This window comes from Kitasatospora acidiphila, from assembly GCF_006636205.1.
In the GTDB taxonomy this organism is placed as follows: Bacteria; Actinomycetota; Actinomycetes; order Streptomycetales; family Streptomycetaceae; genus Kitasatospora; species Kitasatospora acidiphila.
Map to the genome: position 1 here is coordinate 6,264,473 of NZ_VIGB01000003.1, position 26,035 is coordinate 6,290,507.

The following is a 26,035-nucleotide window of genomic DNA, read 5'->3' on the forward strand; positions in this document are numbered from 1 at the left end:
GCAGGGGGCCTCCCGCCGCGCCGGGTGCGCGGGCTCAGCCGCAGCAGCCGCCACCGCAGCAGCCGCCGCCACCGCCCGAGGACTGCGGCGCGCCCGTGCCGCCCGGAGAGGTGATGGCGACCGTGGAGAGCAGCTTGGTGGTGTCCGGGTGGCCCTGCGGGCAGACCGCCGGAGCGTTGGCCTGCGCCATCGGGCGGCGCAGTTCGAAGGTGGCACCACAGGTGCGGCAGCGGAAGTCATAACGTGGCATGACCGCAGCGTACCCGCGGGGGCACCCCGCCGCCGGGTGCTGCGGCAGCACCCGGCTAGTGGGCGTCCGCGCGGATCAGCGCGACCACCTCGGCGGCCGCCTGCCGGGCGCCGTCCAGCTCGGTGAGGAACAGCCAGTAGTCGGGGTGCCGCCCGGCCGCCGACAGCGCGGCCACCGCGCGGTCCACCCGCAGCACCGCGGCGTCCAACGGCCCGGCGTGGCGCGGGTCCGGGGTGCTGCGGCCGGCCATCGCCAGGCGCTGGGCGTCCCGCAGCGCGAACCGGGCCCGCTCCACCTCGGCCGTCGGCTCGCTCGCCACCGCGGTCAGCCGGCGCAGCCGGTCCGCGACCGCCTGCGCCGAGCCGTCGGCGGTGTCCAGCAGCGCGCGAACCGTGCCGAGCGCGGCCGTCGCCTCCGCCAGCGCTGCTCGTCACGGGCCCGGGCGGCTTCGGCGAGCCGGGCCTCGGCGGCCCGCACGGCCTCGTCCAGTTGCTGCGGCACCCGCTGCAGGTCCTGCCAGCAGGCCGAGGCGAACCCCCGGCGCAGCTCGCTGAGGGTCGGCTCGACCACCGCCGATCTGGTGCGCAGCGCGTCGATCCGGGTGCGCAGGCTGGCCAGCCGGCGGTCGATCCCGGCGGCCTGCTCGGGCAACTGCTCGGCCTCGGCCCGGATCTGAGCCGCCTGCCGCCGGACCTCCGCGGCGCGCCGCAGGGTGTCCTTGATGCCGTGCCGGGTGACGCCCTCGTTGAGCTTGGTCAGCTCCGGCGCCAGCGCGGCCAACCGGGCCGCCGACTCGGTGGCGGTCAACCCGGCGGCCCGCACGGCGTCCAGCGCGGTGGTGGCGCCCAGCAGTTCCCGCTTGGCCTGCTCCACCGCCGGGGCGACCCGGGCCAGCTGGTCCTCGGCGTGCTGCACCAGCGGCTGCAGCCGGGCGAGGTAGGCGGTCAGTTCGGCCTGCGTGGCGGTCAACTGCTGCTGGGCGTGCCCCAGGCGCTGCCGGGCCTCGGCGACGGCCCCCGGCGGCAGCTCGGCGGCCTCCAGGTCGGCCGTGTCCAGCGCGGCGAAGTAGCCCAGCGTGACCTGGTTGATCCGCTCGGTCAGACCCCGGTAGTCGGCCAGCGCCTGCCGCACCATCGCCGAGTCCTCGGCCGCCCGCACCGTCTCCACCGCGAGCTCCGCCTCCCGCTGGGCGGCCTCCAGGTCGTAGAAGGCCAGCTGCGCCGCATCCCGCGCGGCCACCGCCTCGTCCCGCTGGGTGTCGTTGCCGCGCCGCCACCAGGAGCCGCGCCCACCGCCACTGCCGAACGACCCGCTCACCCAGCACCCCCTGCTCAACCCGCCGACCGGACCCCTCATTCTCCCCGATCGCCCCGCCCACCCTTCGTACCGCCATATCCAGCAGGACGCCAGGCCGCGGATTAGGTACTCTTACCTCTCGCCGCACGGCCCCTCAGGGTGCCGCCCGGCGGCAGGGGTGCGTAGCTCAGTGGTAGAGCGCTGCTCTTACAAAGCAGATGTCGGCGGTTCGAAACCGTCCGCGCCCACCAGAGGGAAGCCCCGGACCGGTCGCGGTCCGGGGCTTCGCCGTTGGCGGGCTGCTGCGGTCGTGGGTCAGGCCGCCTGCGGGACCAGTTCGTGCATCTCGTCCTGGCCGTCCCGGATGCAGCCGTAGCTGCACTCGGGGACGGGGTTCCAGGCACCGGAGAGGGCGCCGAGCGGTTCGGAGACCACGATGCGGGTCTCGTCGGAGACCAGGCGCAGGGTGCCGACCTCGGGGTGCAGGGCGCGCAGCGAATCGACGTCCGTGCTGTAGAAGAGCGATCGCGTGGCGCGCTCGGTGGAGTAGCGGAAGGCCCACAGCCGGTCGCCGTCGGACACGGCCACCGTCATGTTGATGGCATTGGGTATGCCGTGGCGGGCGGCGGTGGCCTCCACCAGGCCGATCATGCGTTCCACCGCGCCTGGGACGTCGTTCTCCATGCCGAGGGTGAGGGCGAGGTAGAACATGGTCTCCGAGTCGGTGGTGCCCTCGATCGAGGGGAAGAGGGAGGGGTCGACCGCGAGCATGAGCTCCCGGCGGATCTCGTGGAAGCGGTTGATCAGGCCGTTGTGCATCCACAGCCACTGCTTGTAGCGGAACGGGTGGCAGTTGCTCTCCTGGGTCGCCGTGCCCGTGCCGGTGGCGGCGCGGATGTGGGCGAAGAACAGGTGCGAGCGGACGTGGGAGGCCAGGTCGTGCAGGTTGCGGTTGCTCCAGGCCGGTCCGACGCCGTGGAACACCGCCGGCGTCTCGTCCGGATCGAGTGGGCCGACGGCCGGGTCGGTGTACCAGCCGACGCCGAAGCCGTCGCCGTTGGTCGTCTCGGCGCCGAGACGGGAGTGGCGGCTCTGGTCGATCAGGGAGTGTTCGGGCTTGTAGATCAGTTCGTCGAGCAGGATGGGTGTCCCGGAGTAGGCCAGCCATCGGCACATGGGTTCTCACCACCTTGCCGGCACTGCGAGGCGCGCGGCGTCGAGGCATGCCGTCCCTTCCACGGTAGGACGGTGTGTCGGCGGGGGCGCGTCGACGCTCGGCGAGTGGGCGGCGAGCAAGCGCTTGCTCAGTAGTCCAGCCCCGGGAACCAGTCGCCGCGCCCCTGCGGGGTGAGGTCCAGCAGGTTCCAGACCGGCGAGAGCAGGTCGATGCCGCGCTGGTCGATGTCGGAGTCCATCCTGGGGCGGGTCGAGTACTGGTGGCGGATGGTGCCGTCGGGGTCCTTGGTGAACACCGAGATCGTCGAGTCCTGGTTGCCCGCCTCGTCCTCGCTGCCCAGGTCGTACTTGAACGAGCCGGCCCCGCAGCTGAGCAGCCGCAGCCGGTCCCAGCGCCGCCGCCGGGCGTGCTCCCGCAGCTGCTCCGGGTCGGCGGCGGCGATCACCACGAAGTCGGCCCGGCGCTGCACATGGCCGACCACGCCGTTGAAGCCGTCGATCCACAGGGTGCACATCGGGCAAGGGTCGACCTGCTTCTTGCCGTACATGAACTGGTAGACCAGCAGGGGGCGTCCGGGTTCGGTGAAGAGCGAGGACAGCTGGACCGGACGGACCGGCAGGTCGCCCTGGTCGAGGTGGGCCGGGCCCTCCAGGAAGATGTAGTCGGTCACCGCCGGACCGGTCGGCAGGGCCCGCCGCCGCTCCGCGACCCCCTCGCGCTGCCGCATCAACTCGATCTCGGCGCGCTGCAGTTGTTCACGCGCCTCGGCGTACTCGGGGCTCTCGTTGGGCAACCGGGTGGCATACGGGTGGAACGGCGAGACTGAGGACATGCGGCCAGCGTCGGCCGGGGCGGTGGGCCGGGCAACCGGGGTGTGCCGGACGGGTGGTGCGGGGCGCGGCCCCGCACCACCCGCCGGATGGCTCAGCGGTGGCTCGGGAACTCCACCACCTGCTGGTAGGTCGGCCGGTTCTGCCAGGTGGTGGTCGCGTCGGTGACCCCACCCAACGGGCGCTGGATGATCCCGTCGGCGCACCACTGGTCACCCGCCGAGCAGTTGCCGTCGCCCGGGTAGACCTGGGACGCGCTCTCGGCGGCGGCCTGCTGCAGGGTGTTCAGCAGCACCGTCCGGCAGGCCGCCAACTGCCCGCCGCCGCAGAACTGCTGGGCCAGCGGACCGGCCACCGGGTGACCGAGCACCGAGCGCAGGTCCTTGTCCAGGTAGCTCCACCAGCCGTACTGGAACGACGAACCCTTGTGCGGGATCGACTCGTTGGCGCTCACCGAGCCGCTGGTGGACCCGGTCTGCCCGCCCGAGGGCGACTCGTTGATCTGCAGGGCGCCGGTCAGCGCGGTGTAGGCCTGGTCGCCGAGGCCGGGGTGCATGACGCCGTCGGCGAGCAGCGGCCACCAGGCGTCCATCACCTGGATCGCGGTGGCGTCGGTGTAGGCGTGGCTGCCCGCGGAGGTCTCCACCCGCTTGCTGCCGGATGCCTGCCAGGAGGTCAACTCCTGGACGACCGAAGCGAGCTGGGGATCGGTCACCGGAGAGCTGCCAATCACCTGGAGCAGTTCGGGCAGCACGTCCTCACCACGCAGGTCGGTGACCGCGGCGTCCTCCATCGCCTGGGTGAGCGAGGCCCGGGTCACCCCGCCCTTGGCGACCAGCGCCTTGACCCGGGAGTCCAGCAGATTGGCCCGGTGCACCGAGCCGTCGCCGAACCCGGCCGCACCGTAGTCCGCGGCCTGCTTGTTGTTCCAGGAGACGTAGTAGTCCTGGTCGACGGACTGCGGGTGCTGGGACGGCGGGGTGTACCGGGCGGTGTTGGTGGCAGGGTCGAACCCCTGCCACTCGTAAGCGGCTTGGGCCATGACCGGCAGGCCGGGGTCGACTCCGGGCGCCCGCACCGGGTTGTTCCCGGAGTTGTAGTAGGCGGTGTGCTGGGAGTCGGCGTAGAACCAGTTGAAGGTGTAGTTGATGTTCTGCACCGCCTGCTGGAAACCGGCCGGACCCTGCACCACGGACGGGTCGTTGAGCATCTGGAACCCGACGATCGAGTCGACCTCGTGCTTGTAGCTGGAACGCAGCGAGGTGAACGCCACCGGCTGCCCGCCGACCGTGCCGCGGGCCGTCACCAGGCCGTAGTCGGAGCGGTACATCACCAGTGAGTAGGAGCCGGCCGGGGTGGAGTCGGCGGTGGTCGGCGACCAGGAGTCGTTCTGCACCAGCTTGTCGAACGGGGTGCAGACCCCGTGGTAGAGGTAGGACTCGGCGGCCAGCGTCACCGGGGAGCCGTCGGTGGTGCAGAGCGGCACGGCGTAGGTGTCGGTGATGTCCTGCCCGGCCGAGGTGGCGCTCCACGCGTAGTCCTGGCCGCGGCCCAGCTCGACGTAGAAGCTCAGCCCGGCGAAGGCGGCGCCGCGGGCGCTGATCCCCGGGCCCTGCAGCTCCTCCAGCATCAGCAGCTGCGGTGCGAAGTAGCCGGTCTGCGGGCCGAATACCGCCACGGGATGTCCGCTGGAGGTGTACTTGCCGGACACCACCAGGGCGTTGGACATGCCGTGCTTGGCGGTCAGCAGATTGCCGGGCAGCACGCCGGCGGCGGCCGTGGTGCTGCTGGTGGCCGATCCGGTGGCGTTGTAGATCAGTTGCTCGGGCACCACCGAGCCCTGGTCCGGCATCGCGACGCCCTGCGGGTTGTTCGGCGGCAGCGCGTACGGGAACGACTGGCCGTCGTGCAGGGTGGTGACCGCCTCCGGGTCGTTGGCCTCGCGCAGCGAGAGCCACAACTGGTCGCCGAGCGCGGTGCCGTAGCGGGCCTCGGCGGCCTGCTTGACCGCGGCCGACTGCAGTTCGCCACCGCCGCCGGAGCCGAACAGCGCGCCGATCACCGAGGCCAGCGCGACCAGGTCGGTCAGCTTGAACGGCTGTATCGAGCCGGCGTTGGTGATGGCGTTGACCTGCCCGGTCAGGTCGTACTCGCCCGGGAAGTAGCGGCCGTTGTAGGACTCGTTGATGTACTGGTTGATCCCGTCGACATAGGCCTGGGCGTCGGCGAGGGCCTGCTTGGTGCGGGCGTTCTGGTTGGCCAACGCGTCGATCTGCCCCTGGAGTTCGTCCTCGGTGTAGGGCGCGGCCTGCCAGAAGCTCTGCTCCAGCTGCCGGTTGGCGGCCGCGCCGCCGGCGAAGCCGGACAGCTCGCCCCGGCCGACGTGCCGGAACAGGTCCATCACCCAGAGCCGGTCCTGGGCGGCCGCGTAGCCGGCCCCGAACTCGGTGCCGTACCTGGTCGTTCCGGTGATGTGCGGCACGCCGACCTTGTCGCGCAGGATGGTGACGTCCGGGCGCGGGTTGCTGGTGCTGGTCACCTGGCCGGCCGGGATGCCGAACGAGGAGTCGTTGAAGAAGTTGTTCAACTGGCCGTTGGTGAGGCCGGGGTAGCCGGATGCGAGCGCGGAGTAGGGGCCGAGCTGGTCGTCGGTGTGGGCCGGTTTGGTGCCGAACACCTTGTTGGCGAGGATGTCGGCAAGGGTGGCGTTGCCGTTCTCGCCGGGCGGCAGGATGTCGTTGCACTGGCCGGCGCAGTAGTCGTTGGCGGCGGCGGCCCGGCCGGTCGCGTGGCCGGTCGCGGCCTGGGCGGTCACGGCGCCCGGCACGGCCGCCAGCAGAGCGGCGGCCACAGTGGCGGCGAGCGCGGTTCTGATCCCGGTGGAGCGACGGTCACCGGCGTGTGGTCGCCGGATCCGCAAGGGCATGCGTGGGGGCACGATCAGGCTCCTCGCTGTGCAGGAAAGGAAACCTGACGGTAAGTCGGATTCTGTTCGGTGCCTAGCCGCTGTGCGCGGATTCAGTGTGATTATTTGTCATGTCTTGACGACTTCGAGGGGTGCGGGCGGTGCCTTCGAGGGGGAGGGGCGGCGCCGGGCGCGGCGGAGGGCAGTCGTACCGGTTGTAAGGGAGAGATAAAGCGCTGGCAGCAGTTCGCCTGTTCGACAGATCCCTTTGGCCCAGCGCACGTCCAGGGCGGCAACAACCAAGGCATGCGAGTCGCCATCGTCACCGAGTCCTTTCCGCCGGAAGTCAACGGCGTCGCCCACAGCGTGCTGCGCACCGCCGAGCACCTGGTGCGGCGCGGCCACCAGCCCTGGTCATCACCCCGGCCCCGGCCCGCGGCTCCAGCAGCCCCGAGCACACCTTCGGCCCCGAGGCCGCCGACCTGCCGGTGGTGCGGATCCCCTCAGTCCCGCTGCCCGGCTATCCGCAGGTGCGGCTCGCCCTGCCCAGCTCCCGGCTGGGCGCGGCACTGGCCGCCCACCGGCCCGACCTGGTCCACCTGGCCAGCCCGTTCATCCTCGGCGCCCGAGGCATGGCGCAGGCCGCCCGGCTCGGCCTGCCCAGCGTGGCCGTCTACCAGACCGACCTGGCCGGCTACGCCCAGGCGTACCGGATCGGCGGCGGCCTCGGCGCGGCCGCCGCCTGGCAACGGATCCGCACCATCCACCGGGCCGCCACCCGCACCCTGGCGCCCTCCACCCCCGCCGCCCAGGACCTCACCGCGCACGGCGTCCCGCGCGTCCACCTGTGGCCGCGCGGCGTCGACTCGCTGCGCTTCCACCCCCGCCACCGCGACCAGGCGCTGCGCCGGGCGCTCGCCCCCGGTGGCGAGGTGCTGGTCGGCTACGTCGGCCGGCTGGCCCCCGAGAAGCGGGTCGACCTGCTCGCCGGAGTGGCCGCCCTGCCCGGTGTCCGGCTGGTGGTGATCGGCGACGGGCCGAGCGCCGGCGCGCTGCGCGAACTGCTGCCCGGTGCGGTGTTCCTGGGGCGGCGCACCGGCGAGGAACTGGCCCGCTGCTACGCCAGCCTCGACCTGTTCGTGCACACCGGTCCGCTGGAGACCTTCTGCCAGACCATCCAGGAGGCGATGGCCAGCGGCGTCGCGGTGGTCGGCCCGGCCGCCGGCGGGCCGCTCGACCTGATCGGGCACCGCCGCACCGGCCTGCTGGTCGCCCCGCGCGACCAGCGCGCCGTCACCGAGGCGGTCGCCGAACTCGCCGCCGACCCGCAGCGCCGCGCCGCCTACGGGCAGGCCGGCCGGGGCGACGTCACCGCCCGCACCTGGGAGGCGATGGGGGACCTGCTGCTGCGGCACTACGCGGAGGCGCTGGCGGAGCACCGCGGCACGCCGGTGCGCTACGACGCGGTGCCGGCGGCTCCCGCGCAGCCCGTCGAGGAGTTCCCCGCTCCGGTCGCTCCGATCGAGCACCCGGCTCCCGTCGAGGAGCAGGCGGTATGAGCTCCTCACTGCGCATCGTCCGGCTGGCCAACTTCGTCACCCCGGTGTCCGGCGGCCTGCGCACCGCGCTGCGCCACCTCGGCGCCGGCTACCTGGCCGCCGGGCATGAACCGGTGCTGGTGGTGCCCGGCCCCGAGCACCGCGACGAACTCACCGAACAGGGCCGGGTGGTGACCCTCCCGGGCCCGGTGCTGCCGGCCAGCGGCGGCTACCGGCTGCTCACCGACCGGATGGCCGTCGCCCGGCTGCTGCACCGGCTGGCCCCCGACCGACTGGAGGTCTCCGACCGCACCACGCTGCGCTGGACCGGCAGTTGGGCCCGGCGCAACGGGGTGCCCGCGGCGATGGTCTCGCACGAGAGCGCCACCGGCCTGCTCCGCACCCGGGGCCTGCCCGAGCCTGCCGCCCGGGCCCTCGCCGACCGCCTCAACTCCCGCACCGCGCACGCATATGACACCGTGATCTGCACCACCGACTGGGCCGCCGACGAGTTCCGCCGACTCGGCGTCCAGCACCTGGTGCAGGCGCCGCTCGGCGTGGATCTGGACCGACTGCACCCATGGCGGCACGACCCGGCCGTGCGGCAGCGCTATGTGACGGATGGTCAGACCATGCTGATGCTCTGCTCGCGGCTCTCGGCGGAGAAACGGCCGGGGCGGGCGCTGGACGCGCTGGCCGAGCTGCGCCGCACCGGGCTGGACGCCGTCCTGGTGGTGGCCGGCACCGGCCCGCTGCGGGAACGGCTGCAACGGCGCGCCGGGCGCGAGGGGCTGCCCGTGCGGTTCCTCGGCCACATCGCCGAACGGGCCGAGCTCAGCGCCCTGTTGGCCTCGGCCGATGTGGTGCTGGCGCCCGGGCCGATCGAGACCTTCGGGCTGGCCGCGCTGGAGGCGCTGGCCTGCGGCACCCCGGTGGCGGTCAGCCGTTCCTCGGCGCTGCCCGGCATCGTGGCCGACGCGGGCGCGGTGGCCGCCGACACCGGACCAGGATTCGCCGCAGCGGTACGGGAGTTGCTGGCCCGCCCCGAGGACCGGCGGCGCACCGAGGCCCGGGCCCGGGCCGAGCAGTACAGCTGGGACGCAGCGGTCGCGGCGTTCCTGGCCATCCACGAACGGAGCAGAGCACGCAGCGTCGGGAGCATGACATGACCGCACCCACCCACTCCGCGCCCGCGATCGCGGCCGCCCCGGTTGAGATCGTCCGCTTCGCCGCCCTGGGCGACTCCGTCACCGAGGGGGTCGGCGCCCCCGCCGGCCCGCCATGCCCGGCTGGCGGGGCTGGCCGGCACTGCTGGCACCCGCGTTGGCGGCCGACCCGGCCCACGTGCTGCACCGCAACCTGGCGGTCAGCGGCGCCCGCAGCGCCGACCTGGTCAGCCGGCAACTCCCCGCCGCGCTGGCCATGCGGCCGCACCTGGTGGCGGTTGTGGCGGGCGGCAACGACACCCTGCGGGCCGACTTCGACATCGCCCGCACCGCCACCGACCTCGACACCGCACTACGCGAACTCGCCGCCGCTGGAGCAGTGTTGCTCACCGCGTGCCTGCCCGACCCGGGCCGACTGCTCCGGCTGCCCGGACCGCTGGCCCGCCCGCTCGCCCGCCGGATGGCGGCCGTCAACACCGTGGTGCACGAGCTCTCCCGCCGTCATGACGCGATCCATCTGCACCTGGCCGAGCTGCCCTGGCTGCGCGACCGGCCGCTGCTCAGCGCCGACCGCCTGCACCCCAGCCCCGCCGGGCACCTGCTGATCGCCCGCGAGTTCCACGCCTGCCTCGCCGCCGCCGGTCACCCGGTGGGCCCGCCACCCGCCGCGGTGCTGGCCCCACCGGCCCCCGGCCGCTGCGCCGACCTGTGGTGGCTGGCCACCCGGGGAACAGCGTGGCTGGCGCGGCGCGGCGTCGACCTGTTGCCCGGCCTGCTGGCCCTGGCGGCCGCCGAAACCGTGCAGCAACTCCGCGGCCGGGGCACCGAGTTGGACGCCCGCGCCGAGGCGGCGGCCCGGGCGGCGACGGCGGGGGTGCCCGGCGGCCCGGGGCGGGGCTGAAATTCCCAGCGGTGCCGGCCGCCGGGCAGTATGCTCTCCGCCGTCGTCGTCGAGTGAGGAGGTGAGGTTATGGGTGCCGTGAGCGAGCTTCGCCATGCCCTCATCCGGGTCGCCGACTGAGCAGAGCGCACCGGCGCCGTGCCGCCGCGACCCGGGCAACGACAACGAACTCCGGAGTCGCACACCGTGCACAACAACAACGCTCGACCGCTGAACCTCCTTGTCCTCGGCGGCACCCGCTTCCTGGGCCGCGCCGTCGTCGAGGCCGCGCTCGGCGGCGGCCACCAGGTGACCCTGTTCAACCGGGGCCGCACCAACCCGGGCCTGTTCCCCGAGGTCCGGACCGTCATCGGCGACCGCACCGAAGACCTCGCCGCTCTGAGCGGCGGCCGCTGGGACGCCGTCGTCGACGTGGCCGGCTACGACCCCCAGGTGGTGGCCAAGTCCGTCGACGCACTCCACGGCCGGGTGGGACGGTACGTCTTCGTCTCGTCCCTCTCCGTCCTGGCCGACCAGAGCACCCCCCAGAACGAGGACGGCGAGGTGCTCCGGCTGCGCGAGTACCTGCCGGCCCACGAGGAGTACGGGGCACGCAAGGCCGCCTGCGAGCGGGTGGTGCTCGACGCCTTCGGGCAGCAGGCCACGATCGTCCGCCCCGGCATGATCGTCGGCCCGCACGACCCCACGGACCGCTTCGCCTACTGGCCCCGCCGCTTCGCCCGCGGCGGCCGGGTCCTGCTCCCCGGCGATCCGGCGGACGCCGCCCAGTTCATCGACGTCCGCGACCTCGCCGACTGGATCCTCAGGTGCGCACGGGCAGGGCTCGGCGGCGTCTACAACACCACCGGCCGGTCCATGCCGTTCGGTGCGTTCTTCGACGCCTGCCGTGCCGTCACGCGGTCGGCGGCCGAGCCGGTGTGGATCCCGAGCGACCGGCTGCTCGCCGCGGGGGTCGACCCCTGGATGGGGGTCCCGATGTGGATCGCCGACCCGGACTGCGCCGCCATCAACCAGGTGGACGTCTCGCGGGCGCTCGCCGCCGGCCTGGCCCTGCGGCCGCTCGCGCAGACCCTGGCCGACACCCTCGCCTGGGACACCTCCCGGGGTGGCCCGGCCGCCGGCGGCGAGGGACTCGGCGCGCAGGAGGAGCAGCGCCTGCTGAGCGAGCTGGCAGGCTGACCCGATGACGTGAAGCCGGCCGGCAGCCGGCCGGCCGGCTTCACCGACGGGGCACCGCTGGGTGCACCAGACAGGAGCGAACCGGATGACGGCAGCACCGAGTACACCCTGGTCGGTCACCCTGGACTACTCGCACGACGTGGCGCTCGCGCTCGCCGTGCGCGACGCGTTCGGCTACCCGGATCCGTTCGGCCTACCGCCCGTCGACCCGCCCGTGGCACTGGAACTCCGCCGGGAGGAGCACCACGACCCGGTGATCGCGGAGCAGTGGCGGACGTGGTGGGAGCGCGCCATGGCGGCACCGACCCACCAGTCCCAGCTCGCCCGCACCCTCGACGGCCCGCTCGGCGTGGTCATCCACCGGAACTCCGCCGCGCTGCTGGCCTGGAGGTCCGCCCGGAAGAGGGAACTCGCACGACTGAGCAGGCCGGCCCCCGGCCGGCAGCCCATCCGCCTCGCCGACGCCATCCGCGACCACAGCCGGCAGACCGGAACCCAGTTCTCCGAATTCCACTTGACGATCACTGCCATCCCGGCCGGAGAAGCCTGCTTCCAGCCGATCCGGGACGATGTGATCGCGGCGAGCATCGAGCTGATCCGGGACCGCGGCGCCTACGTCGCCGAAATCATCGAGCACCTGGTGAGGCGGCAGGCCTGAGGGCCCTCCCTTGACCTCAAGGGCCGTCCCTTGACCTCAAGCCTCCTTGAGCTACCAGGATGGGCCGCAGGCGGCTGTCCGATCAAGGAGTTGAAGCTGATGCGCGCGATCTGGCTCAAGCAATTCGGTGACCCCTCGGTGCTGGTGCCGGGTACGGCTCCCGATCCGGTGCCCGGGGCGGGGGAGGCGCTGGTGGCCGTGGAGTTCGCCAACATCACCTTCGTGGAGACGCAGTTCCGGGCCACCGGGGCGGGGCCGTTCCGGGCCGAGCTGCCGATGATCCCGGGCAACGGGGTGGCCGGCACGGTGACGGCCGTCGGGGCGGGAGCGGACGCGGCGCTGCTCGGCCGGCGGGTCGTCACCGGCACGGGCGGCAGCGGTGGTTATGCCGAACTGGCCGCGGTGCCGGCCGCCGGGGTGTTCGAGGTGCCGGACGGGCTGGCCCTGGACGACGCGCTGGCGCTGCTGGCGGACGGGCGGACGGCGGTGCTCCAGCTGCGAGCGGTCCGGCCGGCGGCGGGGGAGCGGGTGCTGGTGGAAGCCGCGGCCGGCGGGGTGGGCAGCCTGCTGCTGCAGTTGGCCAAGGCGGCCGGCGCCGAGGTGGTCGCGGCGGCCGGTGGGCCCCGCAAGCCGGCGCTGGCCCGGGAGTTGGGCGCGGACCTGGCGGTCGACTACCGGGAGGCCGACTGGACGGCCGCGGTGGGGGCGGTGGACGCGGTGTTCGACGGCGTGGGCGGCGCGATCGGCCGGGCCGCCTTCGAACTGCTGGGCCCGGGTGGGCGGATGGTGAGTTACGGGCTGGCCAGCGGGGAGTGGGCGGCGATCCCGGCCGACACCGCGGCCGCCCGGGGCGTGGCGCTGGTCACCGCGGACCGCACCCCGGACGCCCTGCGCGACGCCACCGAGTACGCACTCGCCGAGGCTGCGGCGGGCCGGCTGCGCCCGGTGATCGGCCAGCGCTACCCGCTCGCCGAGGCGGCCGCCGCGCATGCCGCGATCGAGTCCCGGGCGACGGTGGGCAAGACGCTGCTGGAGGTCGGCACGCCCCGCGACTGGGGCGGTGAGCGGCTAGCATGGGCCCCATCATGCGGCTGCACCCGATCTCCTGGACCCGGCTCACCGAGCAACTCGCCGACCGGGTCGAGCAGCTGATGCCGGCCGACGGCGGGCAGTGGCCGCGGGTCGCGGTGGACGGCGCGGGCGCGGCCGGGCCGGGGCGGCTGGCCGAGGCGCTGGCCGACGAGCTGCGGCTGCGCGGTCGGGCGGTGCAGCGGATCCGGGCACAGGGGTTCTTGCGGCCGGCCTCGATCCGGCTGGAGTACGGCCACCAGGACGCGGACGCCTACCTCGACCTGTGGCTGGACACCAACGCGCTGTTCCGCGAGGTGTTCACGCCGCTCGACCCGGGCGGCAGCGGCAAGGTGCTGCCGGACCTGTGGGATCCGCGCACCGATCGCGCAACCCGCAGCCCCTACCGCCAGTTGGCGCCCGGCACCGTGGTGCTGCTGGACGGGCCGCTGCTGCTCGGCCGCTGGTTCCCGTTCGACTTGACGGTCCATCTGCTGATGTCCCCACCGGCGTTGGCCCGCCGCACCCCCGACGCCGAGCAGTGGACGCTGCCCGCCTTCGCCCGCTACGACGCCCAGGTCCGGCCGGCCGAGAGCGCGGATGTGCTGGTGCGCGTGGACGACCCCAATCACCCCGCAACCGACCTCAGTTGAGCAGCCCAACCAGTGCGTGATGCACCACCGGGCCGGCAGCGACGAAGCCGGTCGAGGAGGCTCGCCAGGGCGCCCCGCGCTCGTCGGTGACCAGGGCACCGGCCTCGGCGGCGATCAGCGCGCCCGGCAGCAGGTTGGGCCCGTCCAGGCCGAACTCCCAGAAGGCGTCCAGGTGTCCGGAGCCCACCTGGGCCACCTGGAGCGCGGTCGGACCCAGGTTGCGCACGGCGACCACTCCGCCGGCGAGCACGGCGCTCAGCGAGGCGCCGGCCCGGTGCAGCGCCCACGGGTCCTCGCGGACCGCCGGCGGCTGGCTGGTGGCGACCACGGCGGCGGCCAGCTCCCGCGCGGACGGGGTGATCGGCCGGCCGTTCAGCCAGGCGCCGGAGCCGCGCAACGCGGTGTAGCTGAGGCCCAGTTGGGGCGCGTGCACCACGGCGAGCACCGCCTCGCCGTCCCGCAGCAGGGTCGCGGTGACCGCCCAGTGCGGCTGGCCGAGCAGGTACTGCACCGCGCCGTCGGTGGCGTCGCACACCCACCAGTCGCCGCTGTCCGGCACCACGCCCGCCAACTCGGCGTCCAGCCAGCCGACTTCCGGGCGCAGCGCGGTCAGCCGCTCACGCAGCAGGCCGGCCGCCGGCTCGTCGATCGCGGCGAAGGCGGCGAACGCCTCGGCGCGGCCGGCGGCCGGCAGCGGCTCGCTGCGGTGCCGCTGCGCCAGCCAGTCAGCGGTCTCGCGCACCGCCGCCAGCACACCGTCCAACAGCTCGGTCATCTCCCGCTCCGTCCCACTCCATGAGCTCTCCCGTGTGGGACAAGGAGTACCGTGAGTGCGGCCGAGTACGTCGTGGACCACCCTGGATGTGGCGGAGATCGGACAGCGATGGCACCCAGAACAGCGGATCCGGACACTGCGAACCCCGCGGACGCCCTGGACGCCTTGGACCGCCGACTGGTCTGCGCCCTGCAAGTCGACGGCCGTGCCGAGCCGGGCCGGATCGCCGCCGCGCTCGGCGTCTCGGCGCGCACCGTGACGCGGCGGCTGGCCCGGCTGCGGGAGACCGGGGTGGTCAAGGTGGTGGTGCAGCCGCGGGCCGTGGACGACGCGGTCGGTGCGCTGCTACTGCGGATCCGGGTGCTGCAGGGCCGGGTGGCCGCCGTGGCCGACGCGCTCGCGGACCGCTCGGACGTGCCGTTCGTCGATGTGATGCTGGGCGGGCAGGAGGTGGGCGCGGTACTGGTCAGCGACCAGGCCGGCCGGGACGGCCTGCTCTACCGCCAACTGCCGGTCACCGGCGCGGTCACCGAGACCACGGTGTACGCGGTGCTCCACCTGTTCGCCGACGCCGCGCAGTGGCACGCCGGCCTGCTCACCCCCGAGGAGACGGCCGCCCTCACCCCGCATCCGACCACCCCGCAACCGACCACCCCGCCGCCGACCGTGCCGGCCCCGGTCGCGGCGAAGGACGACCCGCTGGACCGTGCGCTGCTGGCCGCCCTGACCGAGGACGCCCGCAGCTCGGCCGCCGCCCTGGCCACCGCCGTCGGCGCCCCCGAGTCCACGGTGCGCCGGCGACTGCAACGGCTGGCCGCGGCCGGGCAGTTGCGCACCCATGTGACGGTCGACCCGCGCCTGCTCGGCATGGCCGTGGACGCCAACCTCTACCTCGCGCTGCCGCCCGGCCGACTTGCGGCGGCCGGTACGGCACTGGCCGCCCACCCGCAGGTGCACGGGGTGGTGGCCACCAGTGGCCCGCACAACCTGATGGCCGCGGTCTTCTGCCCGGACCACGCCGCGCTCTACCGCTTCACCACCGAGGTGCTCGGCCCGCTCGGCGTGGACCGGATGGAGACGGTGATCGTCGCGCGAGCCGTCAAACGCGCGGGCGCGCGCGTGGTGCTGCCCAAGCCATGAGCGTCAGGCGTGCGTGGTGCTGCCCAGACCGTGAGCGCCAAGCGCCCATGGTGCTGCCCGGACCGTGAGCGTCAGGCGTGCGTGGTGGAGCCCGGCCGGACCACCATCAGCACCGTGACCACCGCCCAGAGCAGCGAGAACAGCCCGGTGCTCATGGCCAGCATCTTGAGCCCGCCCAGCGCCTTGCCGGCGTCGGCCTCTGCCTCGCCGGCCAGGGTGTCGACCACCGCCTGCTGCGGGGGCAGCACCAGCACCAGCAGCACCAGCGCCGCCACGATGGTGAGCACCAGCGAGGTGATCAGCCAGGGGCTGCTCATGACGCCCATCACCTGCGCGGTGCCGATGCCCAGCACGGGCACCGCCACGCCGATCGCCGCGTAGACCTTGGTGATCCGGTTCAGGGTGTGCACCGCCGAGGCCTCCCCGGCCGCCTCCGGTCCGCCGGCCAGCGCGGCGCGGGCCTTGCGCGGGAACATGCTCGCGGCGACCGTCACCGGCCCGATGGCGATCACGGCCGCCAGAACGTGCAGGCTCAGCAGGAACTTGCCCATGGAAAGGATCGCTTTCGTGCGGTGGGTGCGGCCGTCCGGGGGAGACGGCTCCGCCCGGCACGCTAACACCCGCCCCCAGAACCCACGGGCCCGGCCCTGAGGCCGGGCCCTCCACAGGGGAACCTCAGGTCACCGCGCCCCGCCGGTGGAACCGCTCGGCGCGCCACTCACCGCTCGCCAGCACCTCGCGCAGCGCCTCGGCCGCGTCCCAGGCGTCGGTGTACGAGGTGTAGAGCGGGGTGAACCCGAAGCGCATCAGGTCGGGCGCCCGGAAGTCCCCGATCACCCCGCGTTCGATCAGCGCCTGCACCACCGGGAACCCGTCCGGGTACCGGATCGCCACCTGGCTGCCGCGCCGCTCCGGCTCCCTCGGGGTGACGATCTCCAGGTCCGCCAGCCGCGCCATGAACAGCTCGGTCAGCGCCAGGCTCTTGGCCCGCACCTGGTCGAGGTCGACCTGCTCCCAGATCTCCAGGGTGGCCCGCAGCCCGGCCAGCGCCAGCAGCGGCGGGAAGCTGGTCATGAACCGGGTGATGCCCTGCGCCGCCTGGTACTCGGGCCGGAACGCGAAGGGCTCGGCATGCCCGAACCACCCGGTCAGCGGTTGCCGCACGGCGTCGTGGTGGCGGGTCGCCGCGTAGAGGAAACCGGGTGCGCACGGTCCGGCGTTGAGGTACTTGTAGGTGCAGCCGACCGCGAAGTCCACCTCGCAGGCCGTCAGGTCGATCGGCAGCGCACCGGCCGAGTGGCACAGGTCCCAGATCATCAACGCGCCCGCGCGGTGCACCCGTTCGGTGATCCCGGCCATGTCGAGCAGCACGCCGGTGCGGTAGTCCACGTGCGAGAGCACCACCGCGGCGACGCCCTCGTCGAGGTGGGCGTCCAGGTCGTCCAGCGAGTCGAGCAGCACGCTGCGGGCGCCCTCGAAGAGCCCGGTGACGCCCTCGGCGATGTAGAGGTCGGTCGGGAAGGTGTCCCGCTCGCCGAGCACCGTGTGCCGCCCGGGGCGCATCCGCATTGCCGCCGTGAGGATCTTGAAGAGGTTGATCGAGACGCCGTCGCAGACCAGCACCTCGCCGTCGCCGGCCCCGATCAGCGGCGCGATCCCGGCACCCAGGGTGTGCGGCAGCTCGGTCCAGCCGGCCGCGTTCCAGCTGGTGATCAGGCCCTGGCCCCACTCCTGCTCGACGGTCCGTCGGACCACCTCGGGGGTGCGCACCGGCAGCACGCCGAGCGAGTTCCCGTCCAGGTAGATGCCCTCGACGGGCAGCGTGAACTCCTTGCGCAGCGGCGCCAGCGGGTCGACGGCGTCCAGCGCCGCGCACTGCTCGCGGGTGGTGGGGACGGCCAGGCTCTTCGGGTCGGTCACAGCTCTCCTCGCACGGTCCACAGCTCCGGAAAGACGTCCTGCTCGGTGGCGGCCTTCAGCCAGGCCAGCCCGCTGGAGCCGGCGGTGCCCGACTTGGCCCCCATGGTGCGCTTGACCGAAGAGTAGTGGCGCTGCCGCCAGCGGGTGACCCGTTCGGCGGTGTCCAGCAGCGCCTCGGCCAGCTCGACCAGATCGGCGTGCGCCGGGTCCGTGTAGACGGTGCGCCAGGCAGCCTGCACGGCCTCGCTCGGCCGGTAGCGCTCCGTGCCCGGGGCCGCCGGCTCGCTCAGCAGGCCGCGGCGGGCCAGCAGCGCCAGCACCTCGTCGTAGAGGCTCGGGCCGTGCAGGGCGGCGGTGAGCTGCTTGCGGACCTCGGGGGCGCCGCCGTACATCTCCAGCAGCCGCTCGGACTTGTTGCCGAGCAGGAACTCCAGCAGGAGGTAGGCCGAGGACTGGAACCCGGAGGCCTCGCCGAGCAGCGGGCGGAAGGCGCTGAACTCCACCGGGGAGAGCGTGGCCAGCAGGTCCCAGGAGCTGTTCAGCACGTCCTGGGTGAGCGCGCCCCGGCGCAGCGCGGCGCGGGCGGCCGGCAGGTCGTCCGCGCGCAGCGCCTGCTGGGTCAGCGTCCACTCGTGCCGCACCAGGTCGAAGAGCAGTTCCATCACCTGGGTGGTGATGATGAACGACATCTCGGCGTCGACGGTGCTTCGCGGCTGCTGCAGGGTGTGCAGCACGTCGAGGCGGGCGTAGGCCTCGTAGGGCGTGGCGCCGCCGTGCGCCGCGGCCGGGTCGGCGTCGTAGGCCAGCTTCGGCTTCTGGACGGTGGACTGGGCCATAATCTCGCTCCCTCTCATGGCAGGCGCGGACTATTGTGCGGCGGCTCACGGCAGTCTTGAATGGGTACCGGCTACCAGATCGCGGTCATCGCTTTCCGATCACAAGGTGTTTTCCCCGATGACTTGGCGATTACTCCGGGTAGCGGTTACTGCCCTGGAGGAACCGATGGCGCTGGACGCGCTGGACCGCCGACTGCTCGCCGAGTTGCAGGCCGACGCCCGGCTCTCCTACAACGAATTGTCGCGCCGGGTCAGCCTGTCCGCACCGGCCGTCGCCGAGCGGGTGCGGCGGCTGGAGGCGGACGGGGTGATCGCCGGCTACCACGCGCAGGTCGACCTCTCCCGCGCCGGACTGCCGGTGACGGCGCTGGTCCAGGTGCAGTGCTACGGCCCGCGCTGCCTGCTGCGCGACCCCGAGGTGGCCGAGTGGCCGGAGGTGCTGCAACTGCACCGGGTCACCGGCGGGGCCTGCTGCGTCCTGCTGGTGGCGGTCCCCGGGATGGCCGAGTTCGAGGCGCTGACCGACCGCTTCGCCCCCTACGGGCAGCCGACCAGCTCGATGATCCTCTCCACCCCGGTGCCCTGGCGGCCGGTCACCCCGCCGTAGCCCCGCCTCACTGCCTGTTGGGGCTGGCCAGGTGCACCCCGAGCCCCTCCAGGCCGTTGAGGATGAGCTCCACGCCGACCGCGGCCAGCAGCAGGCCGAGCAGTCGGGAGACCACCTCCAAGGAGGTCTGGTGGGTGCGGCGCAGCAGCGGGGCCAGCGCCACCACGCTGACCGCGTTGCACCCGACCACCAGCAGATAGGCGCCGGCCACCGTGAACCGCCAGCTCACGGCATCGTTGGCGAGCGATTCCACCAGCACCGCGGTGATCGCCAGCGGGCTGGCGATGTACGGGAGGGACAGCTCCCGCACGCCTTCGGCCAGTGGGCGGCTCAGCCGGTCGTCGTACTCGGTCGTCACGACGCCGAAGTGCACCCCGAGCACCAGGCCGACCGCATAGAGGAAGAAGATCGTCCCGCCGGCCAGCTGCAGGGACTCGTCGCTGACGTGGAAGAACCCGGTCACCGTCTCGGCCAGCAGGGCCATCAGCACCCCGACGGCCGCGGCCAGCGCGGTGCTCACCGCCACCAGCCTGATCAGTTCGCGCTGGCTGCGGGTGCGGCTCAGCTCGGCGTAGGTCAGCAGCACCTTGGGCGGGCCGACCACGGCGAAGAAGGTGATGAACACGCTGCTGAAGTTGAAGGTGGCCATTTCCCCAGGATGAGCGAGCGGACCGGGGCGGGGCGGTCGGCGCACCGGCGGGCGCGCCAGGTGTGGGCGGCGTCTCGGCGGGCCCGGCGGGGTCCCCCGGATGGCCGCGCCGGGGTGAGGAGTGGGCAGCGGTCGGTTGGGATGGAGGCGTCATCCGGGGGCGGCAGAGATGAGGACACCATGGGCTGCGTCAACCGCAAGGATCTCGGACTGCTCGTGCTGCGGGCGGCCGTCGGCGGGGTGCTGTTCTCGCACGGCACCCAGAAGCTCTTCGGCTGGTTCGGCGGCGGCGGGCTGGAGGGCACCGCGAAGGCGATGGAGTCGATGGGGTTCAAGCCGGGCGGGCAGAGCGCGCTGGCGGCCGGCCTGGGCGAGGCGGGCGGCGGCGCGCTGCTGGTGATGGGGCTGGCCACGCCGGTGGCCGGACCGGTGGTGGCGGGCACCATGGCCGGGGCGGCCTCGGTGCACTTCCCGCACGGCTTCTTCGTCACCAAGGGCGGCTACGAGTACCCGGCGCTGCTCGGCGTCTGCGGCCTGGCGCTCGGCATCGCCGGCCCGGGCCGCTACTCGCTGGACGAGCTGACCGGCAACGCTTTCAACCGCTCGGTCCTCGGCGCGCTGTCGTTCGCGGCCGCGGCGGCCGGCGCCTACGCGGTGGTGACCAAGCGCGAGCGCGCCGTCCGGGAGGCGGCCGCCAAGGCGATGGACTCCGAGCCCGAGTAATCCCGAACCTCTCTGCCACCCGCGGTCGGACGGCGAAAGGAGTCCGCAAACCGACCCCCAGTCGAACAGCTGGTGAACTTCGGGTCCAACCCCGCCTGACGTCTACACGGACGTAGTACCTTCTCGCGGGGAGGGGCCCGAAAGCCGTTTCGAACGGCTCGGTGCGGTGTCGCCTCCCACCAGACCCGTACCGCGACTGAGGGTGTGCCGATGTCCCTGACCTACCCGGAATCCATCGGCGTGGGCCTGCTGCAAGGTGTGACCGAGCTCTTTCCGGTCTCCAGCCTGGGACACAGCATCCTGCTCCCGGCCCTGATCGGCGGCAAGACCAAGAGCGACCTGGACCTGACCGCCGCCCAGTCCCCGTACCTGACGGTCCTGGTAGGCCTGCACCTGGCCACCGCGCTCGCCCTGGTGGTCTTCTTCCGCAGGGACTGGGTGCGGGTGATCCGCGGGCTGTACACCTCCATACGCGAGCGCCGGATCCAGACCATCGAGCAGAAGCTCGCCTGGCTGCTGGTCGTCGGCACCATCCCGGTCGGCATCGCCGGCCTGGTCGCCGAGAAGGCGCTGCGCAACGCGCTCGGCAAGCCCGTTCCGGCGGCGATCTTCCTGGCGCTCAACGGATTCGTGCTGCTGGGCGCGGACCGGCTGCGGCGCGGTGGCGGCGGTCGGCGCCGGGCCGGCGCGGCCGTCCAGCACACCCCGGGGGTCGACCCCGACCTGGCCTCGGACCGCCGGCTGGTCAAGATGAGCTTCGGCAAGGGCGCCTGGATCGGCGCCGCCCAGATCCTCGCCCTGCTGCCGGGCATCAGCCGCTCCGGCGTCACCATGAGCACCGGCATCCTGCGCGGGCTGAACCACGAGGACGCGGCCCGGTTCTCCTTCCTGCTGGCCACCCCGGTGATCCTGGCCGCCTCGGCGCTCAAGCTGCCCGAGCTGGCCAAGCCGGAGAACGCCGGGATCCGCGGCCCGCTGCTGGCCGGCTCGGTGGCCGCCTTCGTGGCCGGCTACATCTCGGTGAAGTTCCTGACCAAGTACTTCGAGAACCGCAGCCTGACCCCGTTCGCGATCTACTGCATGCTCGCCGGCGTCGGCAGCGCGGTCTACCTGAGCGTGTGACGGTCCGCCTGAGCGTGTGACGGTCCGCCCGGGCATGTGACGGGCCCTCACCCGGTTGCCCGGCCCGCCTGGCGCGGGCCCCGGGGCCGGTCGACGGTGGGTGGGTAGTTCCCGACCCAGGAGGCCGCCCGATGGACCGCCGCACCCCGCCCCGCGCCACCGCGCCGCGCCGTGTCCGCGCGCTTGCCGCCCCGCTCGCCCTGGCGACCGGAGTGGCGCTGTCGTTGGGGCTGGCCCTGACCGGCTGCTCCTCCAGCACCACGGCCACGACCTCCCCGGCGGCCTCCTCCGCGCTCGCCGGGGCCCAGTCGGTGCTGTCGTCGATCGCCTCCGGGGCCGGTTCGCAGGCCGCCTCCGCGGCCTCCTCGGCGCTCTCCGCCGCCGCCTCCGTGGGCTCCTCCGCGCTCTCGTCCGCGCAGTCCCAGGCCGCCTCCGCGTTCGCCAGCGCCACCGGCGGCGTGAACGCCACCAAGGACGTCACCCTGGGCACGGCGAGCACCACCTCGGACGGCAAGCTCCAGGTGCCGGTCACAGTGGCCAACCACGGCTCCGGCAGCGCCCGTTACACCGTCCAGGTCGCCTTCAAGGACGCCGGCGGCGCCCTGCAGGACACCACGGTGGTCACCATCGGCCCGGTGGCCGCCGGCCAGACCGGCACCGGCACGGCGGTCAGCCACCGGGCCCTCTCCAGCGGCATCACCGCAACCGTGGAGACGGCGCTGCGCTATTAGGGCCGCTGTTATGGATCATGCCGGGCCCCCTGATCCAAAACAGCGGCCCTGAGCCCGGTCAGGTCGGGCGCACCAGGCGGTTCTCGTAGGCGAAGACCACCGCCTGCACCCGGTCGCGCAGGCCGAGCTTCAGCAGGATCCGGCTGACGTGGGTCTTCACGGTGGCCTCGGCGAGCTGGAGTTCGGCGGCGACCTCGGCGTTGGACAGGCCGCGGGCGACCTGGACCAGCACGCTGCGCTCCCGGGCGGTCAGCGACTCGATCGCGGTCGCCGCGCGATCGGGGAGCTGCGGTCGGGCAGCTTGTCGGCGAAGTGGTCGAGGAGCCGCCGGGTGATCCGCGGCGCCACCACGGCGTCCCCGGCCGCCACGCTGCGGATCGCGCTGAGCAGCTCGGCCGGCTGGGCGTTCTTCAGCAGGAAGCCGGAGGCGCCGGCCCGCAGCCCGGCGAAGGCGTACTCGTCGAGGTCGAAGGTGGTCAGGATGAGCACCTTGGTGTCGGGGGACTCCTCGACGATCCGGCGGGTCGCCTCGATGCCGTCCATGCCGGGCATCCGGACGTCCATCAGCACCACGTCCGGGCGCTGCTCGGCGGCCAGCCGGACGGCGGTGGCGCCGTCCTCGGCCTCGCCGGCCACCGCCAGGTCGGGTTGCGAGTCGAGGACCAGGGTGAAGGCCACCCGCAGCAGCGGCTGGTCGTCCACCAGCAGGACGCGGATGGTCATGACGGCTTCTCCTCGGCGAGGTCGGGCAGGGCGAGATCGAGGGTGGCCGCCACCCGCCAGCCGCCCTGCGGCAGCGGCCCGGCGCTGAGCTCGGCGCCGTAGGCGGCGGCCCGGTCGCGCATCCCGGCCAGGCCGTGGCCGGTGCCGAGCAGGCCTTCGGCGGGGCGGGGCAGGGCGCGGCCGTCGTCGCACACCTCGACCGCCACCGAGCCCGGCCCGCAGACCACGGTGACGGTGGCGCGGGCGCCGGGGGCGGTGTGCTTGATGGTGTTGGTCAGCGACTCCTGGACCAGCCGGTAGACGGTGAGTTGGGCGCCGGGGGAGACATGGGCGTGGTCGCCGGTCAGCGCCAGCTCGGTGGGCAGCCCGGCGGCGCGCACCTGGGCGGTCAGCGCGGGCAGCTGGCCCAGGCCCGGCTGGGGGTGGCGCAGCGCGTCCGGCTCGTCGGCGCGCAGCACGCCGAGGAACCGGCGCATGTCGGTGAGCGCCTGGCGGCCGGTCTCGGCGCTCTGCCGCATCGCGGCGGTGGCCTTCTCGGGCGCGTGCTCGTTGGCGTAGACGGCGCCGTCGGCGAGCGCCACCATCACCGACAGGTTGTGGGTGACGATGTCGTGCATCTCCCGGGCGATCCGGCTGCGCTCCTCGGCGACCGCCAGCGCGGACTGCTGGTCGCGCCGGCGCTCCAGGTCGCGGGCCCGCTGCTGCAGCGCCGCCAGCTTGGCCTGCCGGGCCCGCACATTGCGGCCCAGCACCACGGCGGCGGTGGTGACGCCGGAGAGGAAGAAGACCGTCTTCAGGACCGCCTCGAAGGGGGAGGCGATTGGGTACTCGGGGCGCCAGCGCAGCACGCACAGCAGCACGCCGACCTCGAGCGTCCCGTACGCGGCCAGCGTCCAGCGGAACGAGCGGTGCGCAGCCACCGTGTAGAGCGCGATCAGCGCGGCGATGTCGGCCGGCAGCACATGGCTGTCGGCCCACCAGCTGATCACCCACTGGACGAACGCGACCACCGCGACCACGGCGAAGACCCCGGCCGGGTGGCGGCGGCGCAGCGCGAGCGGCAGCACCAGGGCGGCCTGCAGCGGCAGCTCCCAGAGCCCCGGCATCATCCGGGCGTGCACGCCGGAGGTGAGCACCAGCAGCAGCACCGCGCCGCAGCCGTCGACCAGCACCGGGTGGCGCTCACCGAGCCGCCGGGCCCGCAGCGCCGCGAGCCCCCGGGTGGCGCCGGGGAAGCGCCGCCCGAGGGCGGTCAGGGGCAGCTCGGGCAGTCCAGCCACTGTCATTGCGCCATTGTGCAACGAACCGGGCGACCGGTGACGGTCACGCGTCCCGCCGCTTGAGCACCGCGGCGGCGGCGACCAGGGCGACGGCGACATAGCCGCAGAGCAGGCCGAACCCGGCCCACGGCGCCATCGAGTGCGGCTCCTGGGTGATGTGGACGAGGGCCTGCCCGGCGTTGCTGGGCAGGTACGGGCTGATGTGCTGCTGCCAGGAGCTGGGCAGCGCCTCGCTGAGCACCGGCAGCACCAGCAGCACGCCGAAGACCGAGGCGATGCCGCCCGCGGTGTTGCGGATCAGGGTGCCGAGGGCGACCGCGAGCAGGCCGATGGCGGTGAGGTAGAGGCCCATGCCGAGCACCACCCGGGTCACCCCGGGCGCGGAGAGCGTGGTGTCCAGGTGCTTGCCGGCCAGGATCGACTGGCCGACGAAGAAGGCGACCAGGCACGAGACGGTGGCCACCACCCAGGTGACCGTGCCGAAGACCAGCGCCTTGGCCCAGAGCACCGGCAGCCGCTTGGGCACGGCGGAGAGCGAGGCCCGGATCATGCCGGTGGAGTACTCGCCGGTGACCACCAGCACGCCGAGCACGCCGATCGCCATCTGCGCCAGGTAGAAGCCGCGCAGGCTGTGCTCGGCGGGCGTGAAGGCAGCCCGCTCGTCGGCCGGCAGGTGGTCCCAGCGGTTCATGGTGGCCCAGCAGAACAGCGCGCCGAACCCGATGGTGAGCGCGGCCGCCACCGCCAGGGTGATCCAACTGGAGCGCAGCGAGCGGAACTTGATCCACTCGGAGGTGACCACGCGGGGCAGCGTGACCTTGCCGTCGCCGGCCCGGTTCGAAACGTATGTCGTAGTCGTGCTCATGCCGCGGGCTCCTTGACCAGCTCGGCGGGCCGGACCACGGCCTCGTACTCGACGGCGTCCCGGGTGAGTTCCATGAACGCCTCCTCCAGCGATGCCTGACGCGGCGTCAACTCGAAGAGCACCACGCGGTGTTCGGCGGCCAACTTGCCGACCGCCTCGCTGTCGACGCCCTCCACGGTGAGCACTCCGGGCTCGTCCTCGACGGCGACGGCCGCGCCGGGAAGGTCGCGCAGCAGCAGCGCCAGCTCGTCGGCCTGCGGGGTGCGCACCCGCACGCCGCCCTGCGAGGCGCCGGCGGTGAAGTCGGCCACCGAGGTGTCCGCGATCAGCCGACCGCGGCCGATCACGATCAGGTGCTCGGCGGTCAGCGCCATCTCGCTCATCAGGTGCGACGAGACCAGCACCGTACGGCCTTCCGCCGCAAGCGACTTGAGCAGGTTGCGGATCCACAGGATGCCCTCGGGGTCGAGCCCGTTGACCGGCTCGTCGAGGATCAGCGTGGCCGGGTCGCCGAGCAGTGCGGAGGCGATGCCCAGGCGCTGGCCCATGCCGAGCGAGAAGCCGCCGGCCCGTCGGCGGGCCACCTCGCGCAGGCCGACCAGGTCGATCACCTCGTCCACCCGGGAGGTCGGGATGCCGTGGGTGGCGGCCAGCGCCAGCAGGTGGTTGCGGGCCGAGCGGCCGGTGTGGATGGCCCGGGCCTCCAGCATCGCGCCGACCTCGCGCAGCGGGGCCGGGTGGTCCGAGTAGCGGCGGCCGTTGACCGTGGCGTGCCCCGAGGTCGGGGTGTCCAGGCCGAGCAGCATGCGCATGGTGGTGGACTTGCCGGCTCCGTTGGGGCCGAGAAAGCCGGTCACGATGCCGGGGCGGACGCTGAAACTCAGGTCCTGGACGGCGGTTTTGGGGCCGTAGCTCTTGGTGAGGCCGACGGCTTCGATCATCTGTGGTCCTCGGGCGAGGGGGTGGACGGGCGACGGTGTCCACGCTAGGTGCCGGCAACGGCCGAAAACGTGCCGCGTGAGGAGGAACCGCAGGTGGCGGGG

At 73.5% G+C, this 26,035-nt stretch carries 25 protein-coding genes, 1 tRNA gene and 2 pseudogenes; 13 read left to right on the forward strand and 15 right to left on the reverse strand.

Translation table 11 applies throughout. The features are described from left to right. Positions 1 to 34 precede the first annotated feature (34 nt). Genes E6W39_RS29650 through E6W39_RS29655 form a run of 3 tightly spaced genes read right to left on the reverse strand, consistent with a single transcriptional unit; the run spans position 35 to position 1,567 of the window. Positions 35 to 250: an FmdB family zinc ribbon protein gene (locus E6W39_RS29650; protein WP_141636107.1), complete on the reverse strand. Its 216-nt coding sequence runs from the start codon at positions 248 to 250 to the stop codon at positions 35 to 37. Positions 251 to 305: 55 nt separating this feature from the next. Continuing rightward, positions 306 to 569 carry a hypothetical protein gene (locus E6W39_RS43735; RefSeq protein ID WP_323809102.1) on the reverse strand — a complete coding sequence of 88 codons (264 nt, stop codon included), beginning with the start codon at positions 567 to 569 and terminating at the stop codon, positions 306 to 308. Positions 570 to 574: 5 nt separating this feature from the next. Beyond that, positions 575 to 1,567: a coiled-coil domain-containing protein gene (locus E6W39_RS29655; protein ID WP_323809103.1), complete on the reverse strand. Its 993-nt coding sequence runs from the start codon at positions 1,565 to 1,567 to the stop codon at positions 575 to 577. A 155-nt stretch (positions 1,568 to 1,722) separates the two neighbouring features. Here E6W39_RS29655 and E6W39_RS29660 point away from each other — a divergent pair. Next, positions 1,723 to 1,797, forward strand: a tRNA-Val gene (locus E6W39_RS29660). 64 nt (positions 1,798 to 1,861) lie between these two features. Here the strand turns inward: E6W39_RS29660 and E6W39_RS29665 are convergent. The 3 genes from E6W39_RS29665 to E6W39_RS29675 form a co-directional block, all read right to left on the reverse strand. After that, the gene (locus E6W39_RS29665; RefSeq protein WP_141636108.1) at positions 1,862 to 2,722 is read right to left on the reverse strand and encodes a class II glutamine amidotransferase; all 861 of its coding nucleotides are present in this window, start codon (positions 2,720 to 2,722) and stop codon (positions 1,862 to 1,864) included. A 128-nt stretch (positions 2,723 to 2,850) separates the two neighbouring features. Beyond that, entirely contained in the window at positions 2,851 to 3,555 is a 705-nt protein-coding gene (locus E6W39_RS29670; protein WP_141636109.1) for a DUF899 family protein, read from the reverse strand. A gap of 92 nt (positions 3,556 to 3,647) precedes the next feature. After that, complete coding sequence (locus E6W39_RS29675) at positions 3,648 to 6,479, reverse strand: penicillin acylase family protein (RefSeq protein WP_141638024.1); 2,832 nt, start codon at positions 6,477 to 6,479, stop codon at positions 3,648 to 3,650. Positions 6,480 to 6,764: 285 nt separating this feature from the next. On the opposite strand from E6W39_RS29675, the pseudogene E6W39_RS29680 reads away from it, so the two are divergent. The 7 genes and pseudogenes from E6W39_RS29680 (at position 6,765) to E6W39_RS29710 (ending at position 13,621) form a co-directional block, all read left to right on the forward strand. Continuing rightward, positions 6,765 to 8,017: pseudogene (locus E6W39_RS29680) on the forward strand (glycosyltransferase family 4 protein). Continuing rightward, positions 8,014 to 9,165, forward strand: a complete 1,152-nt coding sequence (locus E6W39_RS29685) for a glycosyltransferase (protein WP_141636110.1) — start codon at positions 8,014 to 8,016, stop codon at positions 9,163 to 9,165. The pseudogene E6W39_RS29680 and the gene E6W39_RS29685 overlap by 4 nt, the downstream one beginning before the upstream one ends. Before the next feature lie 112 nt (positions 9,166 to 9,277). Continuing rightward, on the forward strand, positions 9,278 to 10,063 hold the full coding sequence (locus E6W39_RS29690; protein ID WP_228718408.1) for an SGNH/GDSL hydrolase family protein: 786 nt from the start codon (positions 9,278 to 9,280) through the stop codon (positions 10,061 to 10,063). Positions 10,064 to 10,249: 186 nt separating this feature from the next. Beyond that, positions 10,250 to 11,242: an NAD-dependent epimerase/dehydratase family protein gene (locus tag E6W39_RS29695; RefSeq protein ID WP_141636111.1), complete on the forward strand. Its 993-nt coding sequence runs from the start codon at positions 10,250 to 10,252 to the stop codon at positions 11,240 to 11,242. 85 nt (positions 11,243 to 11,327) lie between these two features. Next, on the forward strand, positions 11,328 to 11,900 hold the full coding sequence (locus E6W39_RS29700; RefSeq protein WP_141636112.1) for a hypothetical protein: 573 nt from the start codon (positions 11,328 to 11,330) through the stop codon (positions 11,898 to 11,900). A 99-nt stretch (positions 11,901 to 11,999) separates the two neighbouring features. Further along, the gene (locus tag E6W39_RS29705; protein ID WP_141636113.1) at positions 12,000 to 13,052 is read left to right on the forward strand and encodes a zinc-binding dehydrogenase; all 1,053 of its coding nucleotides are present in this window, start codon (positions 12,000 to 12,002) and stop codon (positions 13,050 to 13,052) included. Then, positions 12,986 to 13,621 (forward strand): nucleoside/nucleotide kinase family protein, encoded by a 636-nt coding sequence (locus E6W39_RS29710; RefSeq protein WP_141636114.1) that lies wholly within the window; start codon positions 12,986 to 12,988, stop codon positions 13,619 to 13,621. The genes E6W39_RS29705 and E6W39_RS29710 overlap by 67 nt, the downstream gene beginning before the upstream one ends. On the opposite strand, the gene E6W39_RS29715 is transcribed toward E6W39_RS29710, so the two are convergent. Beyond that, positions 13,614 to 14,396, reverse strand: a complete 783-nt coding sequence (locus E6W39_RS29715; protein ID WP_141636115.1) for an inositol monophosphatase family protein — start codon at positions 14,394 to 14,396, stop codon at positions 13,614 to 13,616. The two genes, E6W39_RS29710 and E6W39_RS29715, sit on opposite strands and share 8 nt — an antisense overlap. Before the next feature lie 108 nt (positions 14,397 to 14,504). Here E6W39_RS29715 and E6W39_RS29720 point away from each other — a divergent pair, with 108 nt between their 5' ends. Continuing rightward, positions 14,505 to 15,536: an Lrp/AsnC family transcriptional regulator gene (locus tag E6W39_RS29720; RefSeq protein ID WP_141636116.1), complete on the forward strand. Its 1,032-nt coding sequence runs from the start codon at positions 14,505 to 14,507 to the stop codon at positions 15,534 to 15,536. Between the two features lie 71 nt (positions 15,537 to 15,607). Here the strand turns inward: E6W39_RS29720 and E6W39_RS29725 are convergent, their stop codons facing one another. The 3 genes from E6W39_RS29725 to E6W39_RS29735 all read right to left on the reverse strand — a co-directional run bounded on the left by E6W39_RS29725 (position 15,608) and on the right by E6W39_RS29735 (position 18,292). Further along, complete coding sequence (locus E6W39_RS29725) at positions 15,608 to 16,087, reverse strand: DUF2269 family protein (RefSeq protein ID WP_101380102.1); 480 nt, start codon at positions 16,085 to 16,087, stop codon at positions 15,608 to 15,610. 124 nt (positions 16,088 to 16,211) lie between these two features. Then, a complete protein-coding gene (gene kynU, locus E6W39_RS29730; RefSeq protein ID WP_228718409.1) occupies positions 16,212 to 17,456 on the reverse strand; it encodes a kynureninase in 1,245 nt (414 codons plus the stop codon). Then, a complete protein-coding gene (locus tag E6W39_RS29735; RefSeq protein WP_141636117.1) occupies positions 17,453 to 18,292 on the reverse strand; it encodes a tryptophan 2,3-dioxygenase in 840 nt (279 codons plus the stop codon). Before E6W39_RS29735 ends, kynU begins: the two co-directional genes overlap by 4 nt. A gap of 166 nt (positions 18,293 to 18,458) precedes the next feature. Between E6W39_RS29735 and E6W39_RS29740 the strand changes: the two genes are divergently transcribed. Next, on the forward strand, positions 18,459 to 18,899 hold the full coding sequence (locus E6W39_RS29740) for an Lrp/AsnC family transcriptional regulator (protein ID WP_141636118.1): 441 nt from the start codon (positions 18,459 to 18,461) through the stop codon (positions 18,897 to 18,899). Positions 18,900 to 18,906: 7 nt separating this feature from the next. Here E6W39_RS29740 and E6W39_RS29745 read toward each other — a convergent pair whose 3' ends face one another. Beyond that, positions 18,907 to 19,548: a MarC family protein gene (locus E6W39_RS29745; protein ID WP_141636119.1), complete on the reverse strand. Its 642-nt coding sequence runs from the start codon at positions 19,546 to 19,548 to the stop codon at positions 18,907 to 18,909. Between the two features lie 180 nt (positions 19,549 to 19,728). On the opposite strand from E6W39_RS29745, the gene E6W39_RS29750 reads away from it, so the two are divergent. From E6W39_RS29750 to E6W39_RS29760, 3 genes are all read left to right on the forward strand, one after another. Then, positions 19,729 to 20,271, forward strand: a complete 543-nt coding sequence (locus E6W39_RS29750; RefSeq protein ID WP_141636120.1) for a DoxX family protein — start codon at positions 19,729 to 19,731, stop codon at positions 20,269 to 20,271. A 210-nt stretch (positions 20,272 to 20,481) separates the two neighbouring features. Then, positions 20,482 to 21,393, forward strand: coding sequence for an undecaprenyl-diphosphate phosphatase (locus tag E6W39_RS29755; RefSeq protein ID WP_141636121.1), 912 nt, complete (start codon positions 20,482 to 20,484; stop codon positions 21,391 to 21,393). Positions 21,394 to 21,524: 131 nt separating this feature from the next. After that, positions 21,525 to 22,124, forward strand: coding sequence for a hypothetical protein (locus tag E6W39_RS29760; protein WP_141636122.1), 600 nt, complete (start codon positions 21,525 to 21,527; stop codon positions 22,122 to 22,124). A gap of 58 nt (positions 22,125 to 22,182) precedes the next feature. On the opposite strand, the pseudogene E6W39_RS29765 reads toward E6W39_RS29760, so the two are convergent. The 4 genes and pseudogenes from E6W39_RS29765 to E6W39_RS29780 form a co-directional block, all read right to left on the reverse strand. Further along, a pseudogene (locus E6W39_RS29765) lies at positions 22,183 to 22,847 on the reverse strand (response regulator). After that, positions 22,844 to 24,133: a sensor histidine kinase gene (locus E6W39_RS29770; RefSeq protein WP_141636123.1), complete on the reverse strand. Its 1,290-nt coding sequence runs from the start codon at positions 24,131 to 24,133 to the stop codon at positions 22,844 to 22,846. Before E6W39_RS29770 ends, E6W39_RS29765 begins: the two are co-directional and overlap by 4 nt. A gap of 37 nt (positions 24,134 to 24,170) precedes the next feature. After that, on the reverse strand, positions 24,171 to 24,992 hold the full coding sequence (locus E6W39_RS29775; RefSeq protein WP_141636124.1) for an ABC transporter permease: 822 nt from the start codon (positions 24,990 to 24,992) through the stop codon (positions 24,171 to 24,173). After that, a complete protein-coding gene (locus tag E6W39_RS29780; protein ID WP_141636125.1) occupies positions 24,989 to 25,933 on the reverse strand; it encodes an ABC transporter ATP-binding protein in 945 nt (314 codons plus the stop codon). The genes E6W39_RS29775 and E6W39_RS29780 overlap by 4 nt, the downstream gene beginning before the upstream one ends. Between the last annotated feature and the right edge of the window lie 102 nt (positions 25,934 to 26,035).

What these genes read in the sequence shown, in the direction of transcription:
- E6W39_RS29720 (WP_141636116.1), top strand. Translation starts at nt 14,505, where the DNA reads ATGGCACCCAGAACAGCGGATCCGGACACTGCGAACCCCGCGGACGCC.
- E6W39_RS29735 (WP_141636117.1), bottom strand. Translation starts at nt 18,292, where the DNA reads ATGGCCCAGTCCACCGTCCAGAAGCCGAAGCTGGCCTACGACGCCGAC.
- E6W39_RS29665 (WP_141636108.1), bottom strand. Translation starts at nt 2,722, where the DNA reads ATGTGCCGATGGCTGGCCTACTCCGGGACACCCATCCTGCTCGACGAA.
- E6W39_RS29675 (WP_141638024.1), bottom strand. Translation starts at nt 6,479, where the DNA reads ATGCCCTTGCGGATCCGGCGACCACACGCCGGTGACCGTCGCTCCACC.
- E6W39_RS29685 (WP_141636110.1), top strand. Translation starts at nt 8,014, where the DNA reads ATGAGCTCCTCACTGCGCATCGTCCGGCTGGCCAACTTCGTCACCCCG.
- E6W39_RS29760 (WP_141636122.1), top strand. Translation starts at nt 21,525, where the DNA reads ATGGACCGCCGCACCCCGCCCCGCGCCACCGCGCCGCGCCGTGTCCGC.
- E6W39_RS29740 (WP_141636118.1), top strand. Translation starts at nt 18,459, where the DNA reads ATGGCGCTGGACGCGCTGGACCGCCGACTGCTCGCCGAGTTGCAGGCC.
- E6W39_RS29690 (WP_228718408.1), top strand. Translation starts at nt 9,278, where the DNA reads ATGCCCGGCTGGCGGGGCTGGCCGGCACTGCTGGCACCCGCGTTGGCG.
- E6W39_RS29670 (WP_141636109.1), bottom strand. Translation starts at nt 3,555, where the DNA reads ATGTCCTCAGTCTCGCCGTTCCACCCGTATGCCACCCGGTTGCCCAAC.
- E6W39_RS29650 (WP_141636107.1), bottom strand. Translation starts at nt 250, where the DNA reads ATGCCACGTTATGACTTCCGCTGCCGCACCTGTGGTGCCACCTTCGAA.
- E6W39_RS29780 (WP_141636125.1), bottom strand. Translation starts at nt 25,933, where the DNA reads ATGATCGAAGCCGTCGGCCTCACCAAGAGCTACGGCCCCAAAACCGCC.
- E6W39_RS29715 (WP_141636115.1), bottom strand. Translation starts at nt 14,396, where the DNA reads ATGACCGAGCTGTTGGACGGTGTGCTGGCGGCGGTGCGCGAGACCGCT.
- E6W39_RS29700 (WP_141636112.1), top strand. Translation starts at nt 11,328, where the DNA reads ATGACGGCAGCACCGAGTACACCCTGGTCGGTCACCCTGGACTACTCG.
- E6W39_RS29745 (WP_141636119.1), bottom strand. Translation starts at nt 19,548, where the DNA reads ATGGCCACCTTCAACTTCAGCAGCGTGTTCATCACCTTCTTCGCCGTG.
- E6W39_RS29750 (WP_141636120.1), top strand. Translation starts at nt 19,729, where the DNA reads ATGGGCTGCGTCAACCGCAAGGATCTCGGACTGCTCGTGCTGCGGGCG.
- E6W39_RS29710 (WP_141636114.1), top strand. Translation starts at nt 12,986, where the DNA reads ATGCGGCTGCACCCGATCTCCTGGACCCGGCTCACCGAGCAACTCGCC.
- E6W39_RS29755 (WP_141636121.1), top strand. Translation starts at nt 20,482, where the DNA reads ATGTCCCTGACCTACCCGGAATCCATCGGCGTGGGCCTGCTGCAAGGT.
- E6W39_RS29775 (WP_141636124.1), bottom strand. Translation starts at nt 24,992, where the DNA reads ATGAGCACGACTACGACATACGTTTCGAACCGGGCCGGCGACGGCAAG.
- E6W39_RS29705 (WP_141636113.1), top strand. Translation starts at nt 12,000, where the DNA reads ATGCGCGCGATCTGGCTCAAGCAATTCGGTGACCCCTCGGTGCTGGTG.
- E6W39_RS29725 (WP_101380102.1), bottom strand. Translation starts at nt 16,087, where the DNA reads ATGGGCAAGTTCCTGCTGAGCCTGCACGTTCTGGCGGCCGTGATCGCC.
- E6W39_RS29770 (WP_141636123.1), bottom strand. Translation starts at nt 24,133, where the DNA reads ATGACAGTGGCTGGACTGCCCGAGCTGCCCCTGACCGCCCTCGGGCGG.